The sequence below is a fragment of the Blautia sp. AF17-9LB genome, assembly GCF_003479185.1.
Taxonomy (GTDB): Bacteria; Bacillota; Clostridia; order Lachnospirales; family Lachnospiraceae; genus Fusicatenibacter; species Fusicatenibacter saccharivorans.
Genome location: NZ_QUGU01000009.1, coordinates 72,194 through 95,342, shown reverse-complemented (window position 1 = coordinate 95,342; position 23,149 = coordinate 72,194). Strand labels below are relative to the sequence as shown.

Genomic DNA, 23,149 nt, shown 5'->3' with positions numbered 1-23,149 from the left:
GCAAATAGATGTCTTCCCACGCAGCGCTTCATCCCGTTACTTTCAGTACGGCAAAAAGTACAAGCCACACACCCATATACAGCCAGTCCTTCGCTTTGCACGGCTCCTTCGCTGTATAGTAAAATTCTCCCTGATAGCCACGCAAAGTCATGCTTTCATACACCTCATTTGCGCGGTCCATGCTGCGCAGAAGCAGCTGGCCGGCCAGTGTTCCCCATACCTTGAAATGAACACCCTTCTGATTCGGCGCGCGCAGACTGTACGCCTGGGTCATACGGCTTGCCTCTTCAAGAAGCACCGTGACATAGCGGTACGTCAGCAGCACCTGTGTCACCAGAATGGCAGGGATATGAACCAGACGCAGTGCATAACAGATTTTCTCGATGGATGTTGTCGCAATCAGAAGATACGCCGCCAGTACGCTGTAAATACCTTTGATCATCAGCGTCACCATGGAAAGCATCCCTGCTGTCAGCGGAGCAGTACCAATATGCCCGATTACCTGACGGTCAAAGATCGGATTGAACAGCCCCACAAAACAGACGAGCGGCAGAACAATCCGAAGCCGCCGGATGCTGTCGCTTAACGAAATTTCGCCGACAATAAAGAGCACAATCGGATAAATTCCCATGCGCAGCAGGCCGGTCAGATCGTACTTTGGAAAGGACATCGTTACGGTCAGAAAAACAATCGTCAAAACGAGTTTAACCAGTGGATGAATTTTGTTCACCCACTGGTCTTTCGTCGCAAGCATGTCCAGATGATGAATTTCATATAATGCATTGCCAAGTTTATTCATTTTTCTCCTGTTCCGTACAGCTTATGACTTTTTCTTTTTAAAGAAGCGGAATGCATAGCATGCACCGACACAGACAACAAGAACGACTGCGGATCCCGCAATTCCGGAAAAGCTGGTTCCAAATGTGGAATCGGAATTTTTAAATCCATAGTCCGGCAGAAGTGCCGTTTTTTCCTGAATTTCTTCCGCCGTTGCATGTGCGCCGGTTCCGTCGTTTTCCAGTTCCGTCGAGCCAGTCAGACGCTCCATGGACCACTCAAGTCCATCCGGATTGGAGGATGCCGCAAGAGAAACAGCTCCGCCGATCACCAGTGCTGCGATGTCTAAAATCGCAATTGTCTTCTTGAAAGAAAAGCGGCTCTTTGCCCTTTCTTCGCTGCACGAAAGCATCTCCGGACGCGCTTCATAGACGAACAGCAGAACGGCCGCTGTAATCAGGCCTTCTACAAGACCAATCGCGAGATGAATCGGCTGCATTGTTGCCACAAATACAGAAAACGGCAGATCCGTAATACCGGATGCAAGTGTTTCCAGCGCCACACTGAAAGCACCAAGCTGCAGCGTCACCACGCACCCAAGGATGGAAGCACCTACAATCTTTCCGCGCGACATTCCCTTTTTCATCATCGGACACCAGAACAGGAAATAGCCGAGAAAGCACCCATAAAACGCCATATTCCAGATGTTGCACCCAAGCGCCAGAAGACCGCCGTCCGCAAACAGCAGACACTGGATCAGCAGCACACCGATCATTGTTAAAAATGCGGCGTACGGTCCGAGTAATGCAGTCAGCATCATCCCTCCGCAGAGATGACCACTCGATCCTGTGCCCGGAATTGTAAAGTTAATCATCTGCGCCGCAAAGACAAACGCACCCATCACTCCCATCACTGGGATCTTTTTCGGGTCGCTCTCCAGGCGTACTTTTTTTACAGAAAAACCAGCTGCTCCGCCGGAACAGACATACATTGTTGCAGCCACTGCAGGCGCAACCAACGCATCAGCCATATGCATAATATTCTCCTCCTTTTTGTTTTCTGTTTTTTTCTTTTTTTTACTTTACTACGCTAAAATTCGTCCTGCAAGCCCCCGTAGGGGTTATTTTTTTAGATTTTTTTATGATCCTTTTTGTTCACTTTTACCGATTTTTTATGAACATTTTGTTTAAATTTAAAGGGTGACTTTTTAACATTTATATGGTATTCTATAGACAACACAGACGGATATCCCGGTGTCGGGAGTCCGTACACACACTATCTCGAGGACAGGATTCCTGTCCGATCCGCGGCCGCCTGCACGTCATCGGGTCGCCGCGGTTTTTTCTACAGAAAAAAGCCCTCCGGGCAGGATTCTTTCTTATTTTAGTGCCAAAACCGGCTCTTTAACGGGTTCTGGCTGTATTTTCGAGTATTGGTGTGAATTTCATCTTGACGAGAAGGAGACTCTCTTATGAGCACAGAGAACTTAGAACACGAAGATCAAAACAGAACAACGGAACCGATCATCGATATCCTGGGCAATGAAGCGCCCTCTGATCCAGAACAGGAAATTGTTTCCCAGGGTGTCCACAACTACAGCGCCGCTGAAACGTATGTGTGTCCGACCGATCCGGCTGTTCTGCAGCAGCTCGAATGGTTCCGGGATCAGAAGCTTGCGCTGATGATGCATTTTGGATTGTACTGCCAGCCCGGCATGGTTGCCTCCTGGGCATTAAGCGACAAGGATTCAGACTGGTCCCGCCACCAGGTAAACTGGACGGACGGCGAAACCTTTAAAAAACAGTATTTCGGCCTGAATCGTTCGTTTAATCCGGTCCGCTTTCAGCCGGAGGAATGGGCGCAGATGGCAGAGGACTGCGGATTCCGTTATCTTCTTCTGACCACAAAGCATCACGACGGATTCTGCCTCTGGGACACCAAATATACAGATTATAAAACAACTGCAGAGGACTGCCCGTTCCATGAACATAAAAATGCGGATATCGTAAAATCCATGTTTGATGCATTCCGTGCAAAAGGCATCGGCATCGGTGCTTATTTTTCCAAAGCCGACTGGCACTGCCCGGACTACTGGAATGAAGATCTGAGAAAAGATGGTCTGACATCCCGCGGACCTTCCTACGATCCGAAGGAATATCCCAACGTGTGGAACCGTTTTAAAGAATATACAAAAAATCAGGTTCTGGAGCTCTGTGAGAATTACGGTAAGCTGGATATTCTCTGGTTCGACGCGGGCTGGGTCTCTGAGAGCAACGGCCAGGATATTGAGCTTGGAGAGATCGTTGAGGAAGCACGTAAGATTCAGCCGTGGATTCTCTCCGTTGACCGTACAATCGGCGGCGCTTACGAAAACTACGTGACACCGGAGCTCTGCATTCCGGAAGAACCGCTGAACGTTCCATGGGAAAGCTGCCTTACCCTCGGCGTTGACTTTACGTACGAATACGGCGATCATTATAAATCTCCGCGTGAGCTTGTCGGCATGCTTGTCAACATCGTTGCCAAAGGCGGCAACATGGCACTGAACGTCAGCCCACAGCCAGACGGCCGCATCCCGGTCGATGCCTGGGACAGCCTGAACGGTTTTGGCCAGTGGATGAAAACCTTCGGCGATGCTATCTACGGAACCCGCGTCTGCGCGCCGTACCAGAGCGGAACCCTTTCGTTCACACAGAAAGGTGATTCTGTCTATGTATTCCGGTTATATCCGACGGTACAGGAATCGGTAGAGGCAGAAATTTTCGTACCGTATACCGAGACGAAGATTTCGGAGATCTGTATGGTGGAAAACGGAGAAAAGGTTGCATTCAAAGAAGTCGAAGGCGGCCTTTGCATAACTGTCCCGGCAGGATACAGACGAGGCTCCGCACCGATTGCGCTGGTGTTTGAGATGAAGAAAGAACGGTAAATCAACAAGTGTAAAATTTTCCTTGATCCATTCAGGTCGGCTGGATTAGTCATTGATACGCCTAACGTCAAAACAGTTCAAGTGCATTTCTGCACCTGAACTGTTTTTCTGCTTTGTCAATATAATTGAAAAAACTATATTCATTTAAGAAGTTGTTTCAATCCACAGTCGGTAATTTCACAGAGTCTGACTTGTCAGCAGAATGCTGACTGTGGTTTGCCTCATGTCAGTAGGGATACCGATTTCTCTCCGCCCTCCACTGCCGTTAATTTTCTTATTTGCAATTCATCTCACCACCTATCGAGGTGGGAGAATCCTTGCCATTATTTGTTGAATCTTCCCTATATGGTAATATTCTCAGAATTTCATCTGTCTGCATGTTCTGACACCGTTGACGTAAATATCATTTGCCAGTTCTGTGACTAGCCGCATATCCTGCCAGGTTTCACACTTGTTCCCCATAAAAGTAATGTTATCAAAATGGACATCATGAACACGTACTTCTTCTGTCGGTGTCTGGTACCCCCGGATCACGGAAACCGGGATATCTCCGTTCAGCACCTGGATATTATCAAAATAGATATCATTAATCTCTCCTTTGGCAAGCTGTTCCGTATATTTGCAAAGCAGAACCTTAATATCGAACAGTTTCTGTTCTGCCTGCTCTACTCTGATGTTTTTATAATGTATATCATGAACATGACCTCCATCTGCCTGATGTATGGAAATCGCCGCACCACCCATGTTTCCTTCATACTGGCAGTGTATGATGTCACAGTCTTCAAATACCAGGTCGTGGATTTCGCTCTGGAGGGCATAACCAAGCTCTATGGCATTACCGGGTTCTGCATTCCAGATTACGTTATTGTGAACACGCACTTTTGTTACATCACGTACCGTTGACGGATCTTCAAACAATCTTTGGGATTTGATGCAGATACTGTCGTCTGTGGAACGGATAAAGCAATTTTTTACCTCTACATCCTGGCTGCTCGTAATATCAATACCGTCTCCCGTTACAATCCTCGACATAATATTCATATTATCAATCACAACATGGTCACACGCCGCAGGAACTACATGCCAGGAAGGTCCGTCTACAGCCGTAAAGCCTTTTAAGAGTACATTATTACACCACTTGGCATAGATAAAGAAACGGTGTGCATTACTGTCCGGCAGATGCCAGCAGGCTCCGTTGATAATTCCGTTTCCTACAATGGAAATATTGTCACAGTGGTCTGCATATACACACCCTGATACAACCGCACCTTCCTCAATATAAACCGTATCATTGGACTTTAAGGTAAGAACTCCTACATTATATACCTTGCCCTTTTCAAAGCAGATGGTGGTATCTGCCGGTTTCTCAATCCTGTGCGAGCAAAGTACAAACAATGCATCATGAAGACCACCATCTGTCTCTACAGTAAACTTTCTCGGTTCATCAAGATGGATATGGATTGTTTCTCCTTTTACAGAAGGAACTATGCCAAAGCTGGACGGACGGATTTCAAGTTTTTCATATGATGCATGGATTGAAATCTCCAGATCATACGCTTCGTTATCTACTACAACAACATAGTCAAACGAATCTGTATGGTATACCACTCGCTCTGTTCCATTGCAGGTAACACTGTATTTTGCTGATTTTTCCAATTCATCTACAGAATTTAAAATAAATCTCGGTTCCTTGACCGGGTCCGGATTAGGATAATAAATCAAATCATTTTCAAAATCCTTCATGTCTCTTTTTTCCTATACTTGTATAATGTTCTCAGAAACAAGGTGGTCACTACTGTTTCCAATACTGATACGCAGTTTCATTCCGCTGCTGACGGTTTCCATGTTTTTGCCATAATATGAGAATTCTTCCTGGTCAATAAAGAAATCTACATCCTTCTTTTCCCCCGGCTCCAGGAAAACCTTTCGGAAACGGACAAGTTCTTTCTTTGGACGTACTACAGATGCATATAATGTTTCATAATAACACTGGACTACTTCTGCTCCCGCAACATTCCCTGTATTGCACACATTACAATGTATATGTACTTTTTTATCCTGTCCTGTCTGCACATCAATGTCCGAAATATCAAACTCTGTATAGGACAATCCATAGCCAAATGGATATAACGGCGTATTTGGGATATCCATATATCTGCTGGCAAAACGATTTTCTGAATTATCTTCTGTAAGTATATGTCCGGTTTTTACATCCCAGTAGCTTATGGGCACCTGTCCCACACACCATGGAATACTCACAGATAATTTGCCGGAAGGGTTTATTCTGCCATACACAAGATCTATGATTGCTTCAGCTCCCATAGTGCCGGGTCTCCATGCCATAATGACAGCCTTGGATCTTTCTGATATCCTCCGCAGGTCCAATGGTCTTCCTGTAATTACCACAGTCACAATATTACTTGTACGTTCTGCTATTTTTTCAAATAACACCTGCTGTTCTTCCGGCAAAGTCAGAAATGCCCTGCTGGCAGTCTCTCCTGACTGGGACTCATGTTCACCCAGTACACATACAACCGTATCTTCATGGGTTATCGTTTCCAGCCACTGCTCATCCCTTGGCTTGTCAGACAATTCCTGTTCCACCTGCCATACCTTACACTCTTCATCAGAAAGAATATTGCATCCTGTAATACATTCTGCTTCTATCTGCTTTTTTTGTAAAATATCTTCTATTGTTTCAACTGCCTCATGTTCTCCAAAAATTGACCAGCGGCTTAAAAATTCTCTTGACGCTGTATAAGGACCTGCCCAGATAACTTTCTTCTTCCTGCTTAATGGCAGCAGCTTTTCATTTTTCAAAAGGACACAGCTTTCGCCCGCCAGCTGATATGCCTTTTCCCGGTTATGCAGAGTCAGTTTTCCACTCTTTCCAAGACCGGCAAACGGATTTTCAAAAAGCCCCAGCTGATTTTTCATCATCAGGACCCGGAATGCACTTTCATCAACAAACGCTTTCGGGATTTTTCCGCTTTCTACCAGTTTTTCCAGACACAGCATATAAGCAGGACTCATCATATCAATGTCTACACCGGCTTCGGAAGCCTGAATTGCTGCTTCTTCCATATCAGCTGCCACTCCCTGTTCTTCCAGCTGACCTATGGAGCCCCAATCTGAAATTACAGTTCCCTCAAATCCTTCCTTATCCCGCAGAAGCCCTTTAAGAAGTTCCTTATTTCCGCTTATCGGTTTACGGTCAATAGCATTAAAAGCTGTCATGACCATAGCAGGCTTTGCTTTTAATGCCATACGGAAAGGTTTTACATACTGTTCCAGAAATGTCCGCTGGGATATTTCAACATCATTATATTCCCTTCCTGCATTCACTGCCCCATAACCCGCAAAATGCTTCAGGCATGCCGCTATTCCGGCATCATCTTTCTGCTGATAGCCATCTACCATTGCTTTTCCCATGATCCCATTTACATATGGATCTTCTCCAAAGGATTCCATCATCCTTCCCCATCTGGGATCTCTTGAAACATCAATCATAGGAGAAAATGTTGCTCTGAGCCCTTCTGAAGATGCCTCCAAGGCAGCTATAGAAGCCGCCTCAGACACCAGTTCCGGATGAAATGAACACGCCTGCCCCAACGGAATCGGAAAAATCGTCCGACATCCATGGATAACATCTGCCATAAAAAGAAGCGGAATATGATGGGGATGCTGTTCCATATATCTGCTCTGAATATCATAAATTTTATCTTTACCGATCACTCCAAGCACTGAACCGGCATATTGAATGATCCATTCCGGTGGTAACTGTTCGCCAACAACACCGGTGAGTACTGCCTCTTTATCGAAGTATACACCGGTGAGCTGCACCATCTGTCCTATTTTTTCCTGTAATGACATTTCTGACAGCAATTGCTGTAATTCATGTATTTCCATAAATACTCCTTATGTTCAATCCGTTTATTTCTAATGTTCATTTCTCCAAAGAGCACCTGAGCTGTTTTTCTGCTTTTTCAATATAATTGTATCATGCAAGCGGCCTTACGGTTCCTTCCGTAATTCCATTTTCATTAAACGCATCGACTCTCACATACACCGTTTCGCCTTCTACCAGCGCTCCAATATTTTGCTCCGGCATAAAGGTCATGCAGCTGTGATACAGCTTGTCCGGTGCAAAACCCCAGAGGACGTTGTATCCGACAGCGTCTGTCTGTGGCTCGATGGTGATGCGCATATCCATAGTTCCGGTCCGCTCTGCCTGGTACTGCGGTGCGGATGGTTTTTCGCCGTTGCCGAGGCCGAAAACACGAAGACCGGAGATGCATGGATTCTGGTTGTACGGCACTTCAAAAACAGTGAGTTTCAGATAACGGATCTGTACACCCTCTTCTTTTACGATGAAATCGTGCGGCAAATTGGTTTCTGCGTCTGATTTATCTGCCAGAACAAAATAGTTTGTTCCATCGGCGGATGCCTCAAGCAGCCATCTGGTCTTATGCTGGCTCGGGTCGATATATCGTTCGCCCTGACGCTCGCCCGGCAGAGGTGCATCGATTTTGTCATCTGCAAAATTGATCTGTACGGCGCGGACATCTTTTACCTCACCAAGATCCATCGAAATCCACTCACCCGGCTGATTTCCGGCTGCGCGCCACCAGGTCTGGATATTTTCATCTGTCGCAAACGACGGTTCTCTGCCTTCTTCCGAGGACGATGCCGTCATTGCTTTCTGATAGCTTAAGAGATACCACTCCGGTTTTGCCCATGGGTCTTCTTTTGCCTGCTCCACCGCCATCGGCCAGTCGCCGAACTGCTGATTACAGAACAGGACACCATCTTTGTCGAAACCTGCCCGCCAGATGCCGACGCGACGCTCCATATCGTGGTTTTTGCTGATCTGCATTGTCGCGGTATGCCACCAGTTTCCATAGCGGTCTTCCATCGTCGAACCGTGGCCTGCACCGCGCAGGAATCCGCCCGGTTTATAGGAATATGGATTGTTCTTTGCCAGATGGAACGGGCCAAGCGGGGAATCACTCTCGTAAACACCGTCACCGTAAACGTTGTATTCCGTTCCCGGGCCGGCATACTGGAGATAATAGATTCCATTGTGCTTTGTCATCCATGCGCCCTCGATGAACGGTCTCTGGCTGAACATAATTTTGGCAAACCCGATCTGCTCCTCCGTCAGATGATCCGCATCTTTTCCCTGTGCTTTCAGAAATTCTTTGAATTTTTCAACAGCTTCTTCTTCACTCAGCGGCATTTTGGAATGATTTTCTCCGACGCGCTCGTATCCGATTTTTTCCGGCTGACCGTAGATCAGTTCTTTTCTCTCGGTCTTTGGAACCATCGTCTCCGGTTCAAGCTCCACACCCCAGATCGGAGTCACGTTATTGCATCCCCAGTAAAAATAGAGCTTTCCGTCATCATCAAGAAACAGGTTCGGATCCCAGAAATCGAAGGTTCCCGGAATACGCTCAAACGGACCGTTTAAGATATCTTTCGTGCGGTAAAAATCGCAGATCGTGCCACGACGGGATGCGCTGAAATACACGTAATCGCCGACCACGCGCACATCCGGCGCATAGTCATACAGCGGCAGGCTGTCCGGCAGACGGTGGCTCTCCCAGTGAACCATATCCTCCGAAACCCAGACGCTCAAAGTCATGGATGCAAAAATATAATATTTTCCCTGAAATAAAATCATCGACGGATCGGCGGCCTCGCGGGAAATCTTGTCCTCGCCGCTTCTCATATCCTCGATAAACTGGTAACGGTAGTCCATGTTTAATGGATTGCAGTAATACTGTTTCTTCATGTTTCCTCTTTTCCGGATTGTGCGTAAAAACCCCTGCAACATGCTTTCGCACATCCTGTCTTTGTCTTATAAAAAAATTTTAGCATACTCCGGGATGAAAAAAAATGTTCTGATTTGACTTTTTACTTTTAGAAAACTGACTTTCACTTGATTTTGTATATGTTCCTTCACATGTTTTTCCTGTTCTTTCTCTCGTTCTTCATGCTTTTTGAACATACCCTTCTTTTTGCATCAAGTATTGGACAAATCTGTATTCCGATTTTACAATGGAAGTATCTTAGAAAAGCACGAAATCATGTACTCTGGGAGTACATCATCGCACAGGGAGATTTTTTCATGGAATACACAAAACTTGGAAATTCGGATTTAAAGGTATCGAGAATCTGTATGGGATGTATGGGATTTGGAAATGCAAAAAGCGGCATACATTCCTGGACACTGGACGAGGAGCATTCCCGCGCGATTTTAAAACGCGGTCTGGAACTTGGTGTAAACTTTTTTGATACCGCTGCCGGTTATCAGAGCGGCACCAGCGAGCAGTATCTGGGACGCGCGCTGAACGATTTTGCAAAACGTGATGAAGTCGTTGTCGCAACAAAATTTTTCCCGCGCAGCCCGCAGGAAATTGCAGACGGGGTGAGCGGAAAAGATCATATTTTAGGTCTTCTCGATCGCAGCCTTACGAATCTTGGCATGGACTATGTTGACCTTTATATCTGCCATATGTGGGACTATCACACACCGGTAGAAGAAATGATGGAGGCATTAAATTCAGCTGTCGTTGCAGGAAAGGTACGCGCCATCGGTATTTCTAACTGCTTCGCATGGCAGCTGGCAAAAGCAAATTATATTGCGGATAAGAACGGCTGGGCCAAATTTGTTTCGATTCAGGGACATTACAATCTGCTATTCCGCGAGGAGGAACGCGAGATGGTTCCGTTCTGCAAGGATCAGAATATTGCACTGACACCGTACAGCCCGCTGGCTTCCGGCCGCCTGGCAAAAAAACCGTCGGAGCTTTCCAAACGGCTGCAGGAAGATACGTACGCAAAAGGAAAGTATGATGCGACGAAAGAAAAAGACGCCATCATTATCGACCGCGTCGGTGAACTTGCAAAGAAGAAGGGGCTGACGAGAATCCAGATTTCGCTCGGATGGCTGCTCACAAAAGTAACTGCTCCGGTTGTCGGGGCGACAAAGGTATCGCATATTGAAGAGGGCGTCAAAGCCATCGGTGTACAGCTGACACCGGATGAGACTGCTTATCTCGAAGAGCCATATGTCCCGCATGCACTGGTCGGCGTAATGCGCGAGAACCCTTGATAAAAAGTAACTGCTCCGTATCTTCACCGTTATGAGTCAGGCGGATATTACGGATGCTTCACGAGAGAAACACAGACGAAGAAGACTTTATGCAGGAAGCAGAAAGCGCAGTTTCTTCTACCCTGGAGCCTTGTTCGATTCGATATTGTATTGCTCTGATGAAGGAATTGAAAATGGAGCTTCAAAAAACTGCATTTGCACAGATAAGCGATTGTGTGCTTGCCCTTTCTATACCGGAAATTATAACGCAGAAAAATGTACGGACCGCCATGGAAAAAGCAGGCTTTCATGTAATAAGGGTTATGACTGCGACAGATGCTTGTGCCCTTTCAAAAGCACAAGATATGAAACATGACCAGCAATTTGGGGTTCGTGTGATTTCAAATTGTAAAAAGCAAAATCTGCTGGCAGAATTTTCAGCATGGACAGATCAAACTAATATGCTGGAAGGATTGGAATATACCATCGGAGAGAATACTCCAGAAATGATTCCAAATATGACGTACTATTATCTAAGTGATACGAAATCGAGAGAAACACTGGGTCAGGAAACAATCGGATACGAGGATCTTTCCGTTGTGGCCGCGGATAGAACTGCAGCCCAGGGAGCCAGACTTACCAATCCTACCGCGAAGCCTATTACCATGCTTGTACTTTTCCCATGGACCGCCGGAATTGAAATTTCAACCATCCAATGGGGAAAGGAATGCATTCCATTAACCTGGCTTAACGAAGAACGACACATGATTCCCATGCGAACAGATGGTTTCGACATTTTGCTGGATTCCGGAATCAAAGGAAAAGGTCTGAACCTGTATCTGAAATCAAAGGATTCTAAAAGGAAAGTCAGAACCTAGAAAATGGAGGAGATCTGTCCTGAATTTCCAAAGGATGCAAGCCGGCTGAAAGCATGGATCGAGGTTGGAATGGAATGCGGCGATTTTACCCTGATACTGCAATCAGGAGAGAATCTTGCAAAGATAGATTTGAGTCAATTCACAGAAGAAAAGCCGAAACGCTTCCCGATAAATACCGTTTTCGTACCGGAACAGCTTCTCGCAAATGTACTTCAGGCCGGAAAAGAGTTTTGCCTGGGGGCGGAAAATCTGAACCCCACAACGAAGGCTTCTGCAATTGGAAAGAGAATCCAGATGATCGCCAGACAGACACAAGAAGTATTTGCAGACTGTCATGACGGAGATACAAATATCCGAGTCAGCACATGGATTGAAAAGCTGCTGGCTGTAAAAGACAATCTCGAATATGGAATTGTCAGTTCGGAACGAACGACGAATCGCTGGGCCTATATGGATGAAAAGCTTCTTATGATGGATTTCCGTACAGCTTTGGCGCAGAATTTATATCAGCTGAATGTCTTACCGATGGAAGCAAATGGTACAATATTTGATCCTCATATCCATGATGCAGTGCACATCGAAGAAACCGACCGGGTGGAAGAAGACAGAGTTGTCGAGGAAATACAGAAAGGCTACTTCTTCGGAGAAAAACTGTATCGACCGACAAAGGTTATTGTTTCTAAAAATTCCTGTCAAAAGTAATGCTCTGTCATATGTGTCTTGATATATACGAATCAATTTCTCAAACGCACAGATCATTAACCGATATATAAATTAAGGGTGAAGAGGAGCCTGTTTTTAAAGCTCCTCATCACCCTTGACAAACCCTAAAAGAATTTAACCGAATCAACCAAGTCCTGATAAGCGGTGAAGCAGCTATTCAGTTATGAGCAAGTAACGAAGCGGATTGCGAATATCCGCTTTAGCTTTACAGACTGTTCCACAGTACTCCGGAAAATCTGTTTCTTGCAACTCTCACTCCACAGGGCTGATTTTTTATGTCATTTCTGTATTTTTCCCTTCCATTTCTGTATTGTTTTTATGAAGACATGCTCTTTTTGCTTTTCATCTTCCTGTGCCTCATACTTAGATAATAAGGAATTAAGTTCCCTGTCCCATACCGAATAAAATCGAACGGTGTTTACTTCTTCCTGTATCGTTTTGATTTGTTTTTGATCTTGTCTCGAAAGACTCCGCATTCGTTTTTCTAGTTCCTTTTTGTAAATAGAAACCCCTTGCGGAAATCTTATATTGCTTGCCTCTCTTCTATCTTCTAACTCTATTCCTTTTCCTGATAAAACTTCTTCACTGTATAGCATTTGTAAAAAGGAGACTGCTTTTAAAGGTTGCTTTGTGTTCTTATTAATTCCTGCATAAAGTGTAACATTTGCAGTGAATCCGCCTTCCTGATTCGGCATTGCAAATACCGTATGAACTGTTTTTTCACCTCCAAGTTCTTCCAAATCATTTAGACTTACTACTCCTGTATCTTTTATTTTCCAGTTTAAAGCTAATGATCTTGTTTTTAATGCTACTGTTTCATCCAAAACTTTTTTTATCTGCTCTTCCGAATATAGAAGTGTTTTTTTCTTATAATCAACTACCTCACTAAATGTATCAAAAAATTGAACCCCACTTCTTTGCCCTACAATCTGTTGAATTGCTTTTTCTTTTTGTCTGGCTAATTCCAGCCAATTTCTTGATATTTCTGTATTTTCCGGTAAATCCTGTGTTGTAAATGCATATAGAAAATAATCGTATGTCATAGGAATCAGTATTTGTTCCTCATTAGCCATACCTGCAGACAAAATCTTCTCTTCTAAAATATCTATATCAAAATATTTCATGTATGGTTTCAACGAAAGAAAGGTTCCCTGATACATTTCTTTTTTGGGGTCCTCAAAAACAACTGCTCTTTGCTCACTCCAGGTCGGATTCGGCCCTTCTGCCAAAAATACATCCGGCCCTTCTCCTGTCGTAATTTCATTCTGGATCTCCTGTACTTTTTCTTCCGAAGCCTGTTGCCCTGATGGGATTACCATTAGTTCCACTCCATTATTTTTATATATTTTCTTCCAGGCTGCCACTATTTGAAGTACCGTTTTTTTATTTTCTTCATCAACACAAATTTTTAATGGCATTTCCGTTTTCTCAATTTCAATCTTGGCTTGTGTATCTGCATATACCGTTTCTGCATTTAAGCTCCCACTGACTAATGTGATGTTAATCAGAATCAAACCAAAAATTTCTTTCAACCTTTTTCCCATCATTATGCTACCCCCTATGTTTCTATATAGCACAAGGCTATTGCATGACTTCTGTTTTTTTACATATCATACAACAGCCTTGTGTTTTAACCATTAATTATCATATCCGTGACAAATTGTTCTTGTTTCTTTCACATTAGCAGTATTTCCTGCGTTACAATTTAAACATTTTGTAGTTTTTATTCCTGTTCTATACTGCTTCAAATCAGTTCCCCATGCGTGACCATGAGTACATGTAACTGTACCACTGCTTATCCAGCTTCCCCATACGGTTGACGATGTTATTCTTCCTCCACATCTCGGGCAAACTGCAGCATACGGCATAATTTCTTCATACGCAAAAATATTCTTACTTTCGATAACATCCGCTTTTGTTACATTGGCAGAAAATGTACTGGCCAACATTAAGGTCATTAGAAAAATGGAAATTTTTTTCTTTACCGCTTTCATACTTTTCTCCTTAAAAATTTATTATACCTGTCAACGTACGTTCTACATTTGTATAACAAAAAATACCATACTTCCTACTTTTTGTCAATCTTTTTTCTACATTTGTCTAATTAATCATTATACCCATGGCAGACTATTTTTTCTTGCCTGATCTTTATCTCAAAAAAATTTCCACATTCATTACACCTGATTTTTTCTACTCCATATCTGGCTTTCTGTAAGTCATCTCCCCATGCATATTGATGTGTACATACTACATTTTTTTCATTTTCCCATGCATTCCAAACCACTTCTCCTTGTACCGCAGCTTTGCATTTGGGACAATTTTCTATATGCGATGATGACCATATTTGTCGCGCTATTTGCATTTCCGAAAAACTCAAAATAATTATTCCAAAAAGAAAAACAGTGACGTATATTCGAAGTTTTTTTCTTGCTAAAAACACATTGTAAAATCGTTCTTTCAGTATCTCTGTTTCTGATACCATTGAAACAACTCCAGACAATTCTTTTTTCGTTTGTTTTGAAGCCACTTTTAAAATAACATTGCAATAATCTTTCCGTTGCGTCAGATTCATATGTTTTGTAACAGTCTCATCACAGACACATTCGATATCTATATTTGCCATTTTTTGCACCCACAGCATTGGGATACAAAACCAATAAACATCCCTTATAATTTGAAGAAACCTTTTATACCATAAATCGTGTTTTTTCTGATGTGTCAATTCATGTAAAAAAATCAAATACCATTCTTCATAGGAGTAATTTTCCGTTTCCAGCATTTCTTGTGGAATCAATACTTTTGTATTTCGTACACCAAACAACATAGGAGAATAAAAATCTTGATTTTCACAGACCCATATTTCTGTTTTTTTTATTTTACAAACTTCGCTTGCTTTTTTTAGAGCTTCTAATACGGAATTTTTTTGCATCTTTTTACATTCTGCAAATATTCTTTTTTTCCATATTCTATATTGTATTGCGTGAAACAAAAGACATAAAATCATCCCTGCAATCCATATATACAGCAAAAATTTTTCGCCTGACATCCACCTTCGAATTGAAACGTTTCCCATTTTCGTCATGATCGCGGTCTTTTGATTTTGTTCCCCGATATAATATGCCGGCATAGAAATCATAAAAGGATGTTGCCGAAATTTCTCTGTCACACTCCAAAATGGAAAGCACATTTTAAGTGTCAGAAGTATCCAGACTATCTTTCTCCAGTAATGACCGAGCCTTTTCCCCATTATTTTTTGTACAACATATGCCATAAATGCGACTATGCCTATTGAAAGATTCCACTTTATGATAAATGCCATCTGTAACTATATCCTCTACACCACTTTTTCTATTTTTGTCTGTCAATAAATTCCTGCAATTGCTTAACCTCTTTTGAGCTAAGTTTTTCTCCATCATACAGTGCCGATGCGAATTTTGCTAATGACCCTTGAAACATTTTATCTAACATGTTTTTTCCAACCGTGCCTATATAATTTTCTTTTTCTACTAATGGTACATAAAGATTTGATTTCCCGTTCCTCACTTTTTGAATAAATCCTTTTTTTTCCAAACGAGTAAGCAATGTTAAAATGGTACTCGGTGCAACATTTTTCTCTACATTCAACTTTTCTTCAACTTGAAATCGACTGACAGGTTCCTCATATTCCCATATAATCATCATAATTTCCTGTTCTGATTCTGGTAATTTTTTCATTTCTACTCTCCGCTTTTCTCTACTTTGATCAGATTATAGCATATTTTCCAGAAAATTGTTGCACTTTTTGGGACTGTTTTCCGCCTTCCGAAGCTAGTACATCGTTTTCGAAATAACTATACCACTCACTTGTCTGCAAATCTGATTGCACAGGCATAAAAGCCTCGGCGTAGCCCGCTACGCCTACATTTTTATACCTGCACACTCGAATCTGCATCCTGCGTGATTGGTATAGTTATTTACAAAACGATGTACTAGATTCTAGCATGATTCTTGATTTTTTCTTCCGTTTCGCATAGCTTTGAATGCACTTCAAAAGCACCGGCCAAATGGTCGGTGCTTAAATAATGGTTTCATCAAAAATGGTTCATCCTATACCACACATAAATATGCAAAATATCCTGCATAGCATAAAAGCATAACGACACCACACGTTTTCCGTAATTCCCTGTTCTTGTACGTCCCAATCCATAAAACCAGACCTGCCAGAATTGCGATTCCTGTGTCTACAATAAATTTAGTTTCAAATGGCACAGGACAGATCAGTGCGGCTGTTCCAATTACAAATAAAATGTTAAAAATATTGCTTCCGACAATATTTCCGATTGCAATCCCTGCATTTCCTCTTTTTGCCGCTGTCACAGATGTTACCAGCTCTGGAAGAGATGTTCCGAGAGCAACAATCGTCAGTCCGATAAAACGCTCACTCATTCCAAAGTATCGTGCAATCTCGGTTGCCCCGCTGACGGCAAAATCACTTCCTTTTACAACCAGGACGCCGCCTGCCACCATCAAAAGAAGACATTTCCAGACAGGATAATTTTTCGCTTCCTCCTCTTCCGGATTTTCCCCTTTTTTTGACATTACAAATAAATATCCAAGATATACAAGAAACAGTACCCATAAGACTATGCCCTCGGCAAACGTTACTTTTCCTCCTGTCATTCCGCATATCATTAAAACTACCGTAACAAACATCATAAACGGTATTTCATAAAACAAGGTAGACCTTTGTATTGCCACATTTGTTATCAATGCCGTAAGTCCGAGAATAATAAAAATATTCAAGATATTACTTCCAACCACATTTCCTATCGTAATTCCTGCGTTCTGCTGCATCGCTGCAGTAATACTCACAGCAGCCTCCGGCATACTCGTTCCCATTGCAACAATGGTAAGTCCGATAATCAGCTGGGGAATTCCAAACTTTCTTGCTATGCTTGCAGACCCTTCCACAAACCAGTCTGCTCCTTTTACCAGAAAAAGGAAACCCACTATCAAAATCCCTGCCTGTAACATCATACGTATCTTCCTCTCTTTCTTTTGCATTCTTTGCAGCAGGTGTTATAGGCATAAAAAAAGAGACTCCTACTGCATCTACAGTAAAAGTCTCGCTATTTAATCACTTTCCGAGTTATTGAATATCAATAGCTGTACTGACGAAGAAGTGAACACGGTTGGCTAGCTACTCCCTTTTATTTTTCCAGTTTATCAAATTTCTTTTTTTTCGTCAACGTTTTTTTGTTTCTCAGCTCCTGGAAATGTTTTACAGCCACTTTTGATTCTCACAACTCCTTTGTCCGGTTCTGGTTTTATTCCAGATTCATGCACAGACCCCAGTCCTGGTCATTGGCATACGGATCGGCAAAATCGGTTTTCTGGCCGTTGACGGAATACGGATACACGTACGCACAGGTCGCTGTTCCATCCTCAAAGAACATGGACAGCACGCCGCGCAGGGAATGCTCACCGCGAATATTATATTCTTCGTTTCCGGTCAGGCGAGCGTAGCGCTTGAAGGTTCGACCGTTTTCTGCACTCCAGTAGTGCGGGAAAGTATCTCCGAAGACTCTGCGTTTTCCGAACCAGTAGCCGTCCCAATGGCGGATTGCAGTTTCATGCAGATGGTAGTCCGGCTGCTGGCCGTCGAAGAGTTCGAGGACGGCGATCTGCTGCTCGGCTCCGCGCAGGTATTTTTCTTCCCCGGTCACTTCGTAAACCTGAAGAATGACTTCGGCCGCCGGCTGTACGATCGATTGTTCGTAATTTACTTCCGAAGCCGGATAAGCCGTTCCAATCTCAATCAGTTGATCAGCATGACGTCGGAACAGATCTCTTACTGTTTTCAGATCCTCCTGTTCTCCTGCTTTTTCCAGCTCTTGGCAGAGCATCACAATCGGCATTTCAATCGGATAAAAACGGAATCCATCCTGTTCATAAAATTTTTCTGTGATACGAACTGCTGTCTTCAGATTTTCTTTTTCTCCCCACAGCTTCCAGCATTCAAGAAAGAATGTCACTGCCCATGGGTAGTTGTAAAGCCGAAAATAGCTGTTGTCCTTTCCGGAACAGTTGCAAACAAGACCTGTTGCTACATTTACCAGCTCGCGAAGATAGAATGCATGGTACTCACGAAGGCTTTGCTCCGCTTTTTCCCGGTCTTTTAAAAGATTCTGCTGCAGTGCCCGTGCAATCAGCACACCCATACCGGTACGCTCCCGTCCGGCATTGAAATCGTTTTCCGGCGTGCAGACGAGAATTTTTTCTTCGTTATCATACGGCAGATAGGCACCCTGCAGTTCTTTGATCTTTCCATGATACTGCTGGTGATCGACAATAAACGCACACCGTTTTGCAGCCAGTGTTTCCGGCCGCTCCTGTACGAGAAGACGGCAAATAGTTTTCACCTCATCGGCACAAATTGAAAGTACATACTCCCCTGTTTTTTCATTTTCAAACAGATATTCATAAACACCTTTTTCCGTCTTTTCCAGCGATACTCCGTTTACCGTCACTTTTTCCGCCGGAAATGTCGGTTCAATGGTTACCTTACTCGTCTCTCCCGGATAAATCACATACTGCTCCGCATCCACCAGAATCACCTGGGAAAATGCTCTTAATTTCTCCCGGAAATCTTCACGTCCCTGATGCGGAAATACTTTCCACTCCAGCGTCATCGTGTCTCCCGGTGCAAATTCCTGTGCGGACGGGTGCAGCCAGAAGCAGCCTCTGTCATTACTCTGCAGTTTCAGATCGCGCTCCACGCTGTAAGCAGAAAGACTGCCTTTTGTGAGCACCATTCCCAGATGCGGAGCCGCACCACCCATGCGGAGCGCCATGATATAACTGGTATTCTCCCCACAGAAAACATGTGCATGGCACCGATAGTCACGGCAGGTCACACTGTCCGTGTAGCGGTCCTGCAACGGAAATGAAACCCCAATACTTCCGGCATTTGTAAAATACGGATGCGCACCGTTGTAAGAAACCACAATCTTCGTTGTCAGCACATCTCCGTCTTTCTCATTCTGCACCTCAGCCGAAAACTCCGGCGGGCATTTCACCTCGGCGTATGGGAAATCCTCCCGCAGCCAGTTCATCTGTTTTGGATCTTTGGAAAATACAATTTCTTTCACGTTCCCAACTCTCATTTTTTATTTCCCCTTTCGTTTTTTTGATCCCGCTTTTTGAACTCCATGTAAAATTTATTTGCTGCTTTGATCATACTATATCTACATGCTCTTTTCTATATCTCTTTTTTCGTTTTACTTTATTTTTTCTTTCTTGCCGATAGTATTTTTTCTCAATTTTTGCTATACTGAAAATGTATGCGTATCAAACTCCGGCATTGCTCTTTCAAGCTGCCGACACATACATAAACTTCATAAAAGGGGGTATCTTTTTCATGGATACGTATGTCATTTTAAAAGACCTGGCAATCATTATCGTATTCGCAAAATTGTTTGGTATTCTTGCCAGAAAATGCAAGGCTCCGCAGGTTGTGGGCGAGCTGATTGCCGGTATTGTCCTTGGACCCAGTGTGCTGGGACTCGTTCAGCAGTCTGACTTTCTCGCACAGATGGCGGAGATCGGTGTCATTTTGCTGATGTTCTCCGCAGGTCTTGGCACCAGCCTGAAGGATCTGCTCCGCACCGGAGTGAAATCCCTGCTGATCGCCTGTGCCGGTGTTTTTGTTCCTCTGGTTCTTGGAGCCGTCTTATACATGAGCTTTTATGGCTTCTCTGCTGTCGGAACGGAAGAATTTTACCACGCTGTTTTTATCGGTGTTATTCTGACTGCAACATCGGTCAGCATCACCGTACAGGCCTTAAAAGAACTCGGCAAACTGAAAACAGAGGTTGGAACAACCGTCTTAAACGCAGCTATCATTGATGATGTCATTGGTATCATTGTGCTGACTGTTGTCATCGGTTTTAAGGATCCGACATCCAATCCGCTGAAAGTAGCAGCCTCCACCATTCTGTTTTTTGCCCTTGCGATTGTGCTCGGTTTTCTCTGCTTTAAGCTGTTCAACCGCATGAACTCCGTATTTCCGCACACCCGCCGTCTCCCGATTCTGGGTCTTGCACTCTGCTTCGGACTGTCCTACATTTCCGAAAAATATTTCGGCATCGCCGATATTACCGGTGCATACGTTGCGGGCGTTATCCTGTGTTCCCTCGATTCTTCCGATTACATCGAAGAAAAAATGGATATCAGCTCCTATATGATTTTCGGACCGATTTTCTTTGCAAGTATCGGACTCAAAACAACGCTCAGCGGCATGAACGAGAAATTCGTACTCTTTGCCATCTGTTTCGTCATCGTCGGCCTTGTCGCAAAAATTATCGGCTGTGGCCTGATGTCAAAGGGATGCGGCTTTACCTGGGGCGACAGCCTGAAAATCGGTGTCGGTATGATGACCCGCGGTGAAGTCTGTCTGATCGTCGCGCAAAAGGGTCTGAATGCAGGCTTTTTATCCGGCGATTTCTTCAGTGCCGTGATTCTGCTGATTCTCTTCTCGAGTGTTGCAACACCGATTATACTAAAAATCTTATACGCGAAAATGCCGACGGCAAAAGATTCTGCAAAGGCATCCTGACTTTCCTTTTACCAAAACAGGGCGCTGTGCCATTTCCTGCACAGCGCCCTGTTTTTTTCGTATCAACCGGTAAGTTCTGATTTTTTCTACCACAGAATCTTCTCTGCCTCAGCTCCATCCGCAAACGGTCCCGGCATTGCTGCCACGCCGCGGTGCTCGCCAAGATAGTCCTGATCGAAGATAATCGTGCTTCCGTCCGGATCTTCGAATCTCTGCTCCGGCTCGAAGGCGTATCCTAAAATATCACTGTTGATAATTCCCGTCCGGAAATCCTTCAGGAACTCATACACGTTCGTCTTGATGGAATAGTGGCCGTCTTTTTCCACAAGTTCCACCTTAACCTGGTTCTCGTTATCCATAAGATTCTCTTTTTCATTCACACACGCCTTTGCTCCGTTAAAGTAAGCGTTTCCATTTACCCAAACCGGCAGATGGCATTTATTGTGATACGGCTCCAGCTTGCTCATGTCGGCCGGTTTGTCCAGCTCAAAGTGGCTGATCCACTCGTCATAGGTCGGATACTCGTCGAACACATGCGTTCCGACCTCCTGGTTATCCTCCATCTTGAAGCCCATGTCCTCAACCGTTTCTGTTTCCTCAACCGGGTAATTCTGGATAAAAATGTTGTTGTAGAACCGGTCATCGCCATGCAGGAATGTCATGAATCCGGCAACCTCGGTACGGTGACGGATGTGATACGGCGTGTAACGGTCTCCTGTTCCGCCGCCAACTGCAGTTAATGAGCCAAGCATCAGATTGTGTACGCAGGCAATACCATCGGTCGCCATACGAACGCTGACCGGTGAGAGCATAATGTTGTTATCGATCAGTGTCGGACCATGGCCAACCTCGATGAAAATATCCTGACTCATCATTGCGCCCTCTGCCTTTGGTGTTCCCTCCGGCGGGCAGTTGTCGTGCAGCAGGTTCTGGGTCAGGCGTGTTCCCTGTGCCTCCCAGTCGCACCAGATGCCCATCGTACAATGATGAATGTGATTTCTTCTCATCACAACATCGATCGCTGCATGCATCTTGATACCGGAAATCTCGGCTCCGCCAAGCTGCTGCATATTGTTGATGTTGTGAATGTGGTTGTCCTCAATGATACTGAACACACCGCCCATCCGTCCGACAATACCGGTCTGCTCACAGTGATGGATGTGGCAGCGGCGGATGATATGGCTTCCGATGTTCTCCTTCGTCCATCCATGATACTGGCCGCGGCACACAGCATCACGCTCCATCTGGGTCGGGCTTTTTACGTGTTTTCTGGTAAAGTAATGGTCGTTCTCCGGATCGTAATATTTTCCGAGCGAAATACCGCAGCACTTGCTGTTGCTGACCTCACAGTCCTCAATAATCCATCCCTTCGACCAGTGCGGACCGATCATACCGTCCTGATAAGCAGCCGGCGGCGCCCATGTCGTTGCCGCCTTGCTGACATCAAATCCACTGAACGTAATGTAATTTACGCCTGTTTTCGACGGCATAAAGCAGTTCCGGCGCACGTTGATTTCTACTTTTTCCTCCGTCGGGTTTTTACCCTGGAAGTTTGCGTAGATGACCGTCTGATTTTTCTCTTTGTCCTGCTCGGTATACCATTTGTAAACCGACCACTCCGGCTCCCAGGACGGCGCATAAACCTCGCCCTTGATACACTCCTCGAGCGTCTCTGCCTCGTATAACTGGCGGTCATTCAGATAAACCGCGCCGGTATGGCGTACCACCGGTGCAAAATACCAGTCACCGCCGACCATTGTCGTGTATGGGTTATAATTGCCAAACACTCCGTTGTCTACACGGCATACCCACACATTATCTTTGTAATGCTCCCAGTCATTCATCGTTTCCGCACCGGTGATCTTTGCGCCGAGCGGCTTCTCACTCTTATAGACGATTCTTGCATCCTCGGTTCCTCCGTTGACCGGATCAACATATTCATGGTAAATACCAGGTGCAACCAGAACTTCATCTCCTGCCTTTGCAATTTTTGCCGCATCGTTGATGAACTTGAACGGCATCTCTTTTGTTCCGTTTCCATTCTTCGGAGCGGAATTATTGACATAGTAAATCATTTCTCTATACTCCTTTTTGTTATAGTAAAACCTGAAAACACTGCAAAAAAGGCTGTGACGCAATCATTCACTCTC

17 protein-coding genes are annotated in these 23,149 nt (G+C 44.3%); 5 read left to right on the top strand and 12 right to left on the bottom strand.

The window, feature by feature from the left end:
• Positions 1-28: 28 nt before the first annotated feature.
• Entirely contained in the window at positions 29-799 is a 771-nt protein-coding gene (gene cbiQ / locus DWX00_RS11065; protein WP_118595231.1) for a cobalt ECF transporter T component CbiQ, read from the bottom strand.
• Between the two features lie 21 nt (positions 800-820).
• Positions 821-1,813 carry an energy-coupling factor ABC transporter permease gene (locus tag DWX00_RS11060; RefSeq protein ID WP_118595230.1) on the bottom strand — a complete coding sequence of 331 codons (993 nt, stop codon included), beginning with the start codon at positions 1,811-1,813 and terminating at the stop codon, positions 821-823.
• 435 nt (positions 1,814-2,248) lie between these two features.
• Here DWX00_RS11060 and DWX00_RS11055 point away from each other — a divergent pair, with 435 nt between their 5' ends.
• Positions 2,249-3,706 carry an alpha-L-fucosidase gene (locus tag DWX00_RS11055; RefSeq protein WP_118595229.1) on the top strand — a complete coding sequence of 486 codons (1,458 nt, stop codon included), beginning with the start codon at positions 2,249-2,251 and terminating at the stop codon, positions 3,704-3,706.
• A gap of 357 nt (positions 3,707-4,063) precedes the next feature.
• On the opposite strand, the gene DWX00_RS11050 is transcribed toward DWX00_RS11055, so the two are convergent.
• From DWX00_RS11050 to DWX00_RS11040, 3 genes are all read right to left on the bottom strand, one after another.
• On the bottom strand, positions 4,064-5,449 hold the full coding sequence (locus tag DWX00_RS11050; RefSeq protein WP_118595228.1) for a glycosyl hydrolase family 28 protein: 1,386 nt from the start codon (positions 5,447-5,449) through the stop codon (positions 4,064-4,066).
• Between the two features lie 12 nt (positions 5,450-5,461).
• Entirely contained in the window at positions 5,462-7,615 is a 2,154-nt protein-coding gene (locus DWX00_RS11045; protein WP_118595227.1) for a glycoside hydrolase family 3 N-terminal domain-containing protein, read from the bottom strand.
• Positions 7,616-7,706: 91 nt separating this feature from the next.
• A complete protein-coding gene (locus DWX00_RS11040; RefSeq protein WP_118595259.1) occupies positions 7,707-9,500 on the bottom strand; it encodes a family 43 glycosylhydrolase in 1,794 nt (597 codons plus the stop codon).
• Positions 9,501-9,836: 336 nt separating this feature from the next.
• On the opposite strand from DWX00_RS11040, the gene DWX00_RS11035 reads away from it, so the two are divergent.
• The 3 genes from DWX00_RS11035 to DWX00_RS11025 are packed head-to-tail and all read left to right on the top strand — an operon-like array spanning position 9,837 to position 12,382.
• Positions 9,837-10,823, top strand: coding sequence for an aldo/keto reductase (locus tag DWX00_RS11035; protein ID WP_117801808.1), 987 nt, complete (start codon positions 9,837-9,839; stop codon positions 10,821-10,823).
• Between the two features lie 53 nt (positions 10,824-10,876).
• Complete coding sequence (locus tag DWX00_RS11030; protein WP_022461004.1) at positions 10,877-11,680, top strand: hypothetical protein; 804 nt, start codon at positions 10,877-10,879, stop codon at positions 11,678-11,680.
• A gap of 3 nt (positions 11,681-11,683) precedes the next feature.
• Complete coding sequence (locus DWX00_RS11025; RefSeq protein ID WP_022461003.1) at positions 11,684-12,382, top strand: nucleotide exchange factor GrpE; 699 nt, start codon at positions 11,684-11,686, stop codon at positions 12,380-12,382.
• 299 nt (positions 12,383-12,681) lie between these two features.
• Here the strand turns inward: DWX00_RS11025 and DWX00_RS11020 are convergent, their stop codons facing one another.
• From DWX00_RS11020 to DWX00_RS10990, 6 genes are all read right to left on the bottom strand, one after another.
• Positions 12,682-13,950 carry an extracellular solute-binding protein gene (locus DWX00_RS11020; protein ID WP_022461239.1) on the bottom strand — a complete coding sequence of 423 codons (1,269 nt, stop codon included), beginning with the start codon at positions 13,948-13,950 and terminating at the stop codon, positions 12,682-12,684.
• A 90-nt stretch (positions 13,951-14,040) separates the two neighbouring features.
• The gene (locus tag DWX00_RS11015) at positions 14,041-14,397 is read right to left on the bottom strand and encodes a hypothetical protein (protein ID WP_022461240.1); all 357 of its coding nucleotides are present in this window, start codon (positions 14,395-14,397) and stop codon (positions 14,041-14,043) included.
• Positions 14,398-14,507: 110 nt separating this feature from the next.
• On the bottom strand, positions 14,508-15,722 hold the full coding sequence (locus DWX00_RS11010) for a M56 family metallopeptidase (protein WP_022461241.1): 1,215 nt from the start codon (positions 15,720-15,722) through the stop codon (positions 14,508-14,510).
• Positions 15,723-15,751: 29 nt separating this feature from the next.
• Positions 15,752-16,117 (bottom strand): BlaI/MecI/CopY family transcriptional regulator, encoded by a 366-nt coding sequence (locus tag DWX00_RS11005; protein WP_022461242.1) that lies wholly within the window; start codon positions 16,115-16,117, stop codon positions 15,752-15,754.
• 372 nt (positions 16,118-16,489) lie between these two features.
• Positions 16,490-17,419, bottom strand: coding sequence for a calcium/sodium antiporter (locus tag DWX00_RS10995; protein WP_022461243.1), 930 nt, complete (start codon positions 17,417-17,419; stop codon positions 16,490-16,492).
• 290 nt (positions 17,420-17,709) lie between these two features.
• Entirely contained in the window at positions 17,710-19,548 is a 1,839-nt protein-coding gene (locus DWX00_RS10990; protein WP_118595226.1) for a six-hairpin glycosidase, read from the bottom strand.
• Between the two features lie 254 nt (positions 19,549-19,802).
• Here DWX00_RS10990 and DWX00_RS10985 point away from each other — a divergent pair, with 254 nt between their 5' ends.
• Positions 19,803-20,999 carry a cation:proton antiporter gene (locus DWX00_RS10985; protein ID WP_117804484.1) on the top strand — a complete coding sequence of 399 codons (1,197 nt, stop codon included), beginning with the start codon at positions 19,803-19,805 and terminating at the stop codon, positions 20,997-20,999.
• Between the two features lie 86 nt (positions 21,000-21,085).
• Here DWX00_RS10985 and DWX00_RS10980 read toward each other — a convergent pair whose 3' ends face one another.
• The gene (locus tag DWX00_RS10980) at positions 21,086-23,074 is read right to left on the bottom strand and encodes a right-handed parallel beta-helix repeat-containing protein (RefSeq protein ID WP_117762073.1); all 1,989 of its coding nucleotides are present in this window, start codon (positions 23,072-23,074) and stop codon (positions 21,086-21,088) included.
• Positions 23,075-23,149 lie beyond the last annotated feature (75 nt).

What these genes read in the sequence shown, in the direction of transcription:
- DWX00_RS11040 (WP_118595259.1), bottom strand. Translation starts at nt 9,500, where the DNA reads ATGAAGAAACAGTATTACTGCAATCCATTAAACATGGACTACCGTTAC.
- DWX00_RS11060 (WP_118595230.1), bottom strand. Translation starts at nt 1,813, where the DNA reads ATGCATATGGCTGATGCGTTGGTTGCGCCTGCAGTGGCTGCAACAATG.
- DWX00_RS11010 (WP_022461241.1), bottom strand. Translation starts at nt 15,722, where the DNA reads ATGGCATTTATCATAAAGTGGAATCTTTCAATAGGCATAGTCGCATTT.
- DWX00_RS10995 (WP_022461243.1), bottom strand. Translation starts at nt 17,419, where the DNA reads ATGATGTTACAGGCAGGGATTTTGATAGTGGGTTTCCTTTTTCTGGTA.
- DWX00_RS11045 (WP_118595227.1), bottom strand. Translation starts at nt 7,615, where the DNA reads ATGGAAATACATGAATTACAGCAATTGCTGTCAGAAATGTCATTACAG.
- DWX00_RS11025 (WP_022461003.1), top strand. Translation starts at nt 11,684, where the DNA reads ATGGAGGAGATCTGTCCTGAATTTCCAAAGGATGCAAGCCGGCTGAAA.
- cbiQ (WP_118595231.1), bottom strand. Translation starts at nt 799, where the DNA reads ATGAATAAACTTGGCAATGCATTATATGAAATTCATCATCTGGACATG.
- DWX00_RS11005 (WP_022461242.1), bottom strand. Translation starts at nt 16,117, where the DNA reads ATGAAAAAATTACCAGAATCAGAACAGGAAATTATGATGATTATATGG.
- DWX00_RS10990 (WP_118595226.1), bottom strand. Translation starts at nt 19,548, where the DNA reads ATGAGAGTTGGGAACGTGAAAGAAATTGTATTTTCCAAAGATCCAAAA.
- DWX00_RS10980 (WP_117762073.1), bottom strand. Translation starts at nt 23,074, where the DNA reads ATGATTTACTATGTCAATAATTCCGCTCCGAAGAATGGAAACGGAACA.
- DWX00_RS11050 (WP_118595228.1), bottom strand. Translation starts at nt 5,449, where the DNA reads ATGAAGGATTTTGAAAATGATTTGATTTATTATCCTAATCCGGACCCG.
- DWX00_RS11055 (WP_118595229.1), top strand. Translation starts at nt 2,249, where the DNA reads ATGAGCACAGAGAACTTAGAACACGAAGATCAAAACAGAACAACGGAA.
- DWX00_RS11020 (WP_022461239.1), bottom strand. Translation starts at nt 13,950, where the DNA reads ATGATGGGAAAAAGGTTGAAAGAAATTTTTGGTTTGATTCTGATTAAC.
- DWX00_RS10985 (WP_117804484.1), top strand. Translation starts at nt 19,803, where the DNA reads ATGGATACGTATGTCATTTTAAAAGACCTGGCAATCATTATCGTATTC.
- DWX00_RS11030 (WP_022461004.1), top strand. Translation starts at nt 10,877, where the DNA reads ATGCTTCACGAGAGAAACACAGACGAAGAAGACTTTATGCAGGAAGCA.
- DWX00_RS11015 (WP_022461240.1), bottom strand. Translation starts at nt 14,397, where the DNA reads ATGAAAGCGGTAAAGAAAAAAATTTCCATTTTTCTAATGACCTTAATG.
- DWX00_RS11035 (WP_117801808.1), top strand. Translation starts at nt 9,837, where the DNA reads ATGGAATACACAAAACTTGGAAATTCGGATTTAAAGGTATCGAGAATC.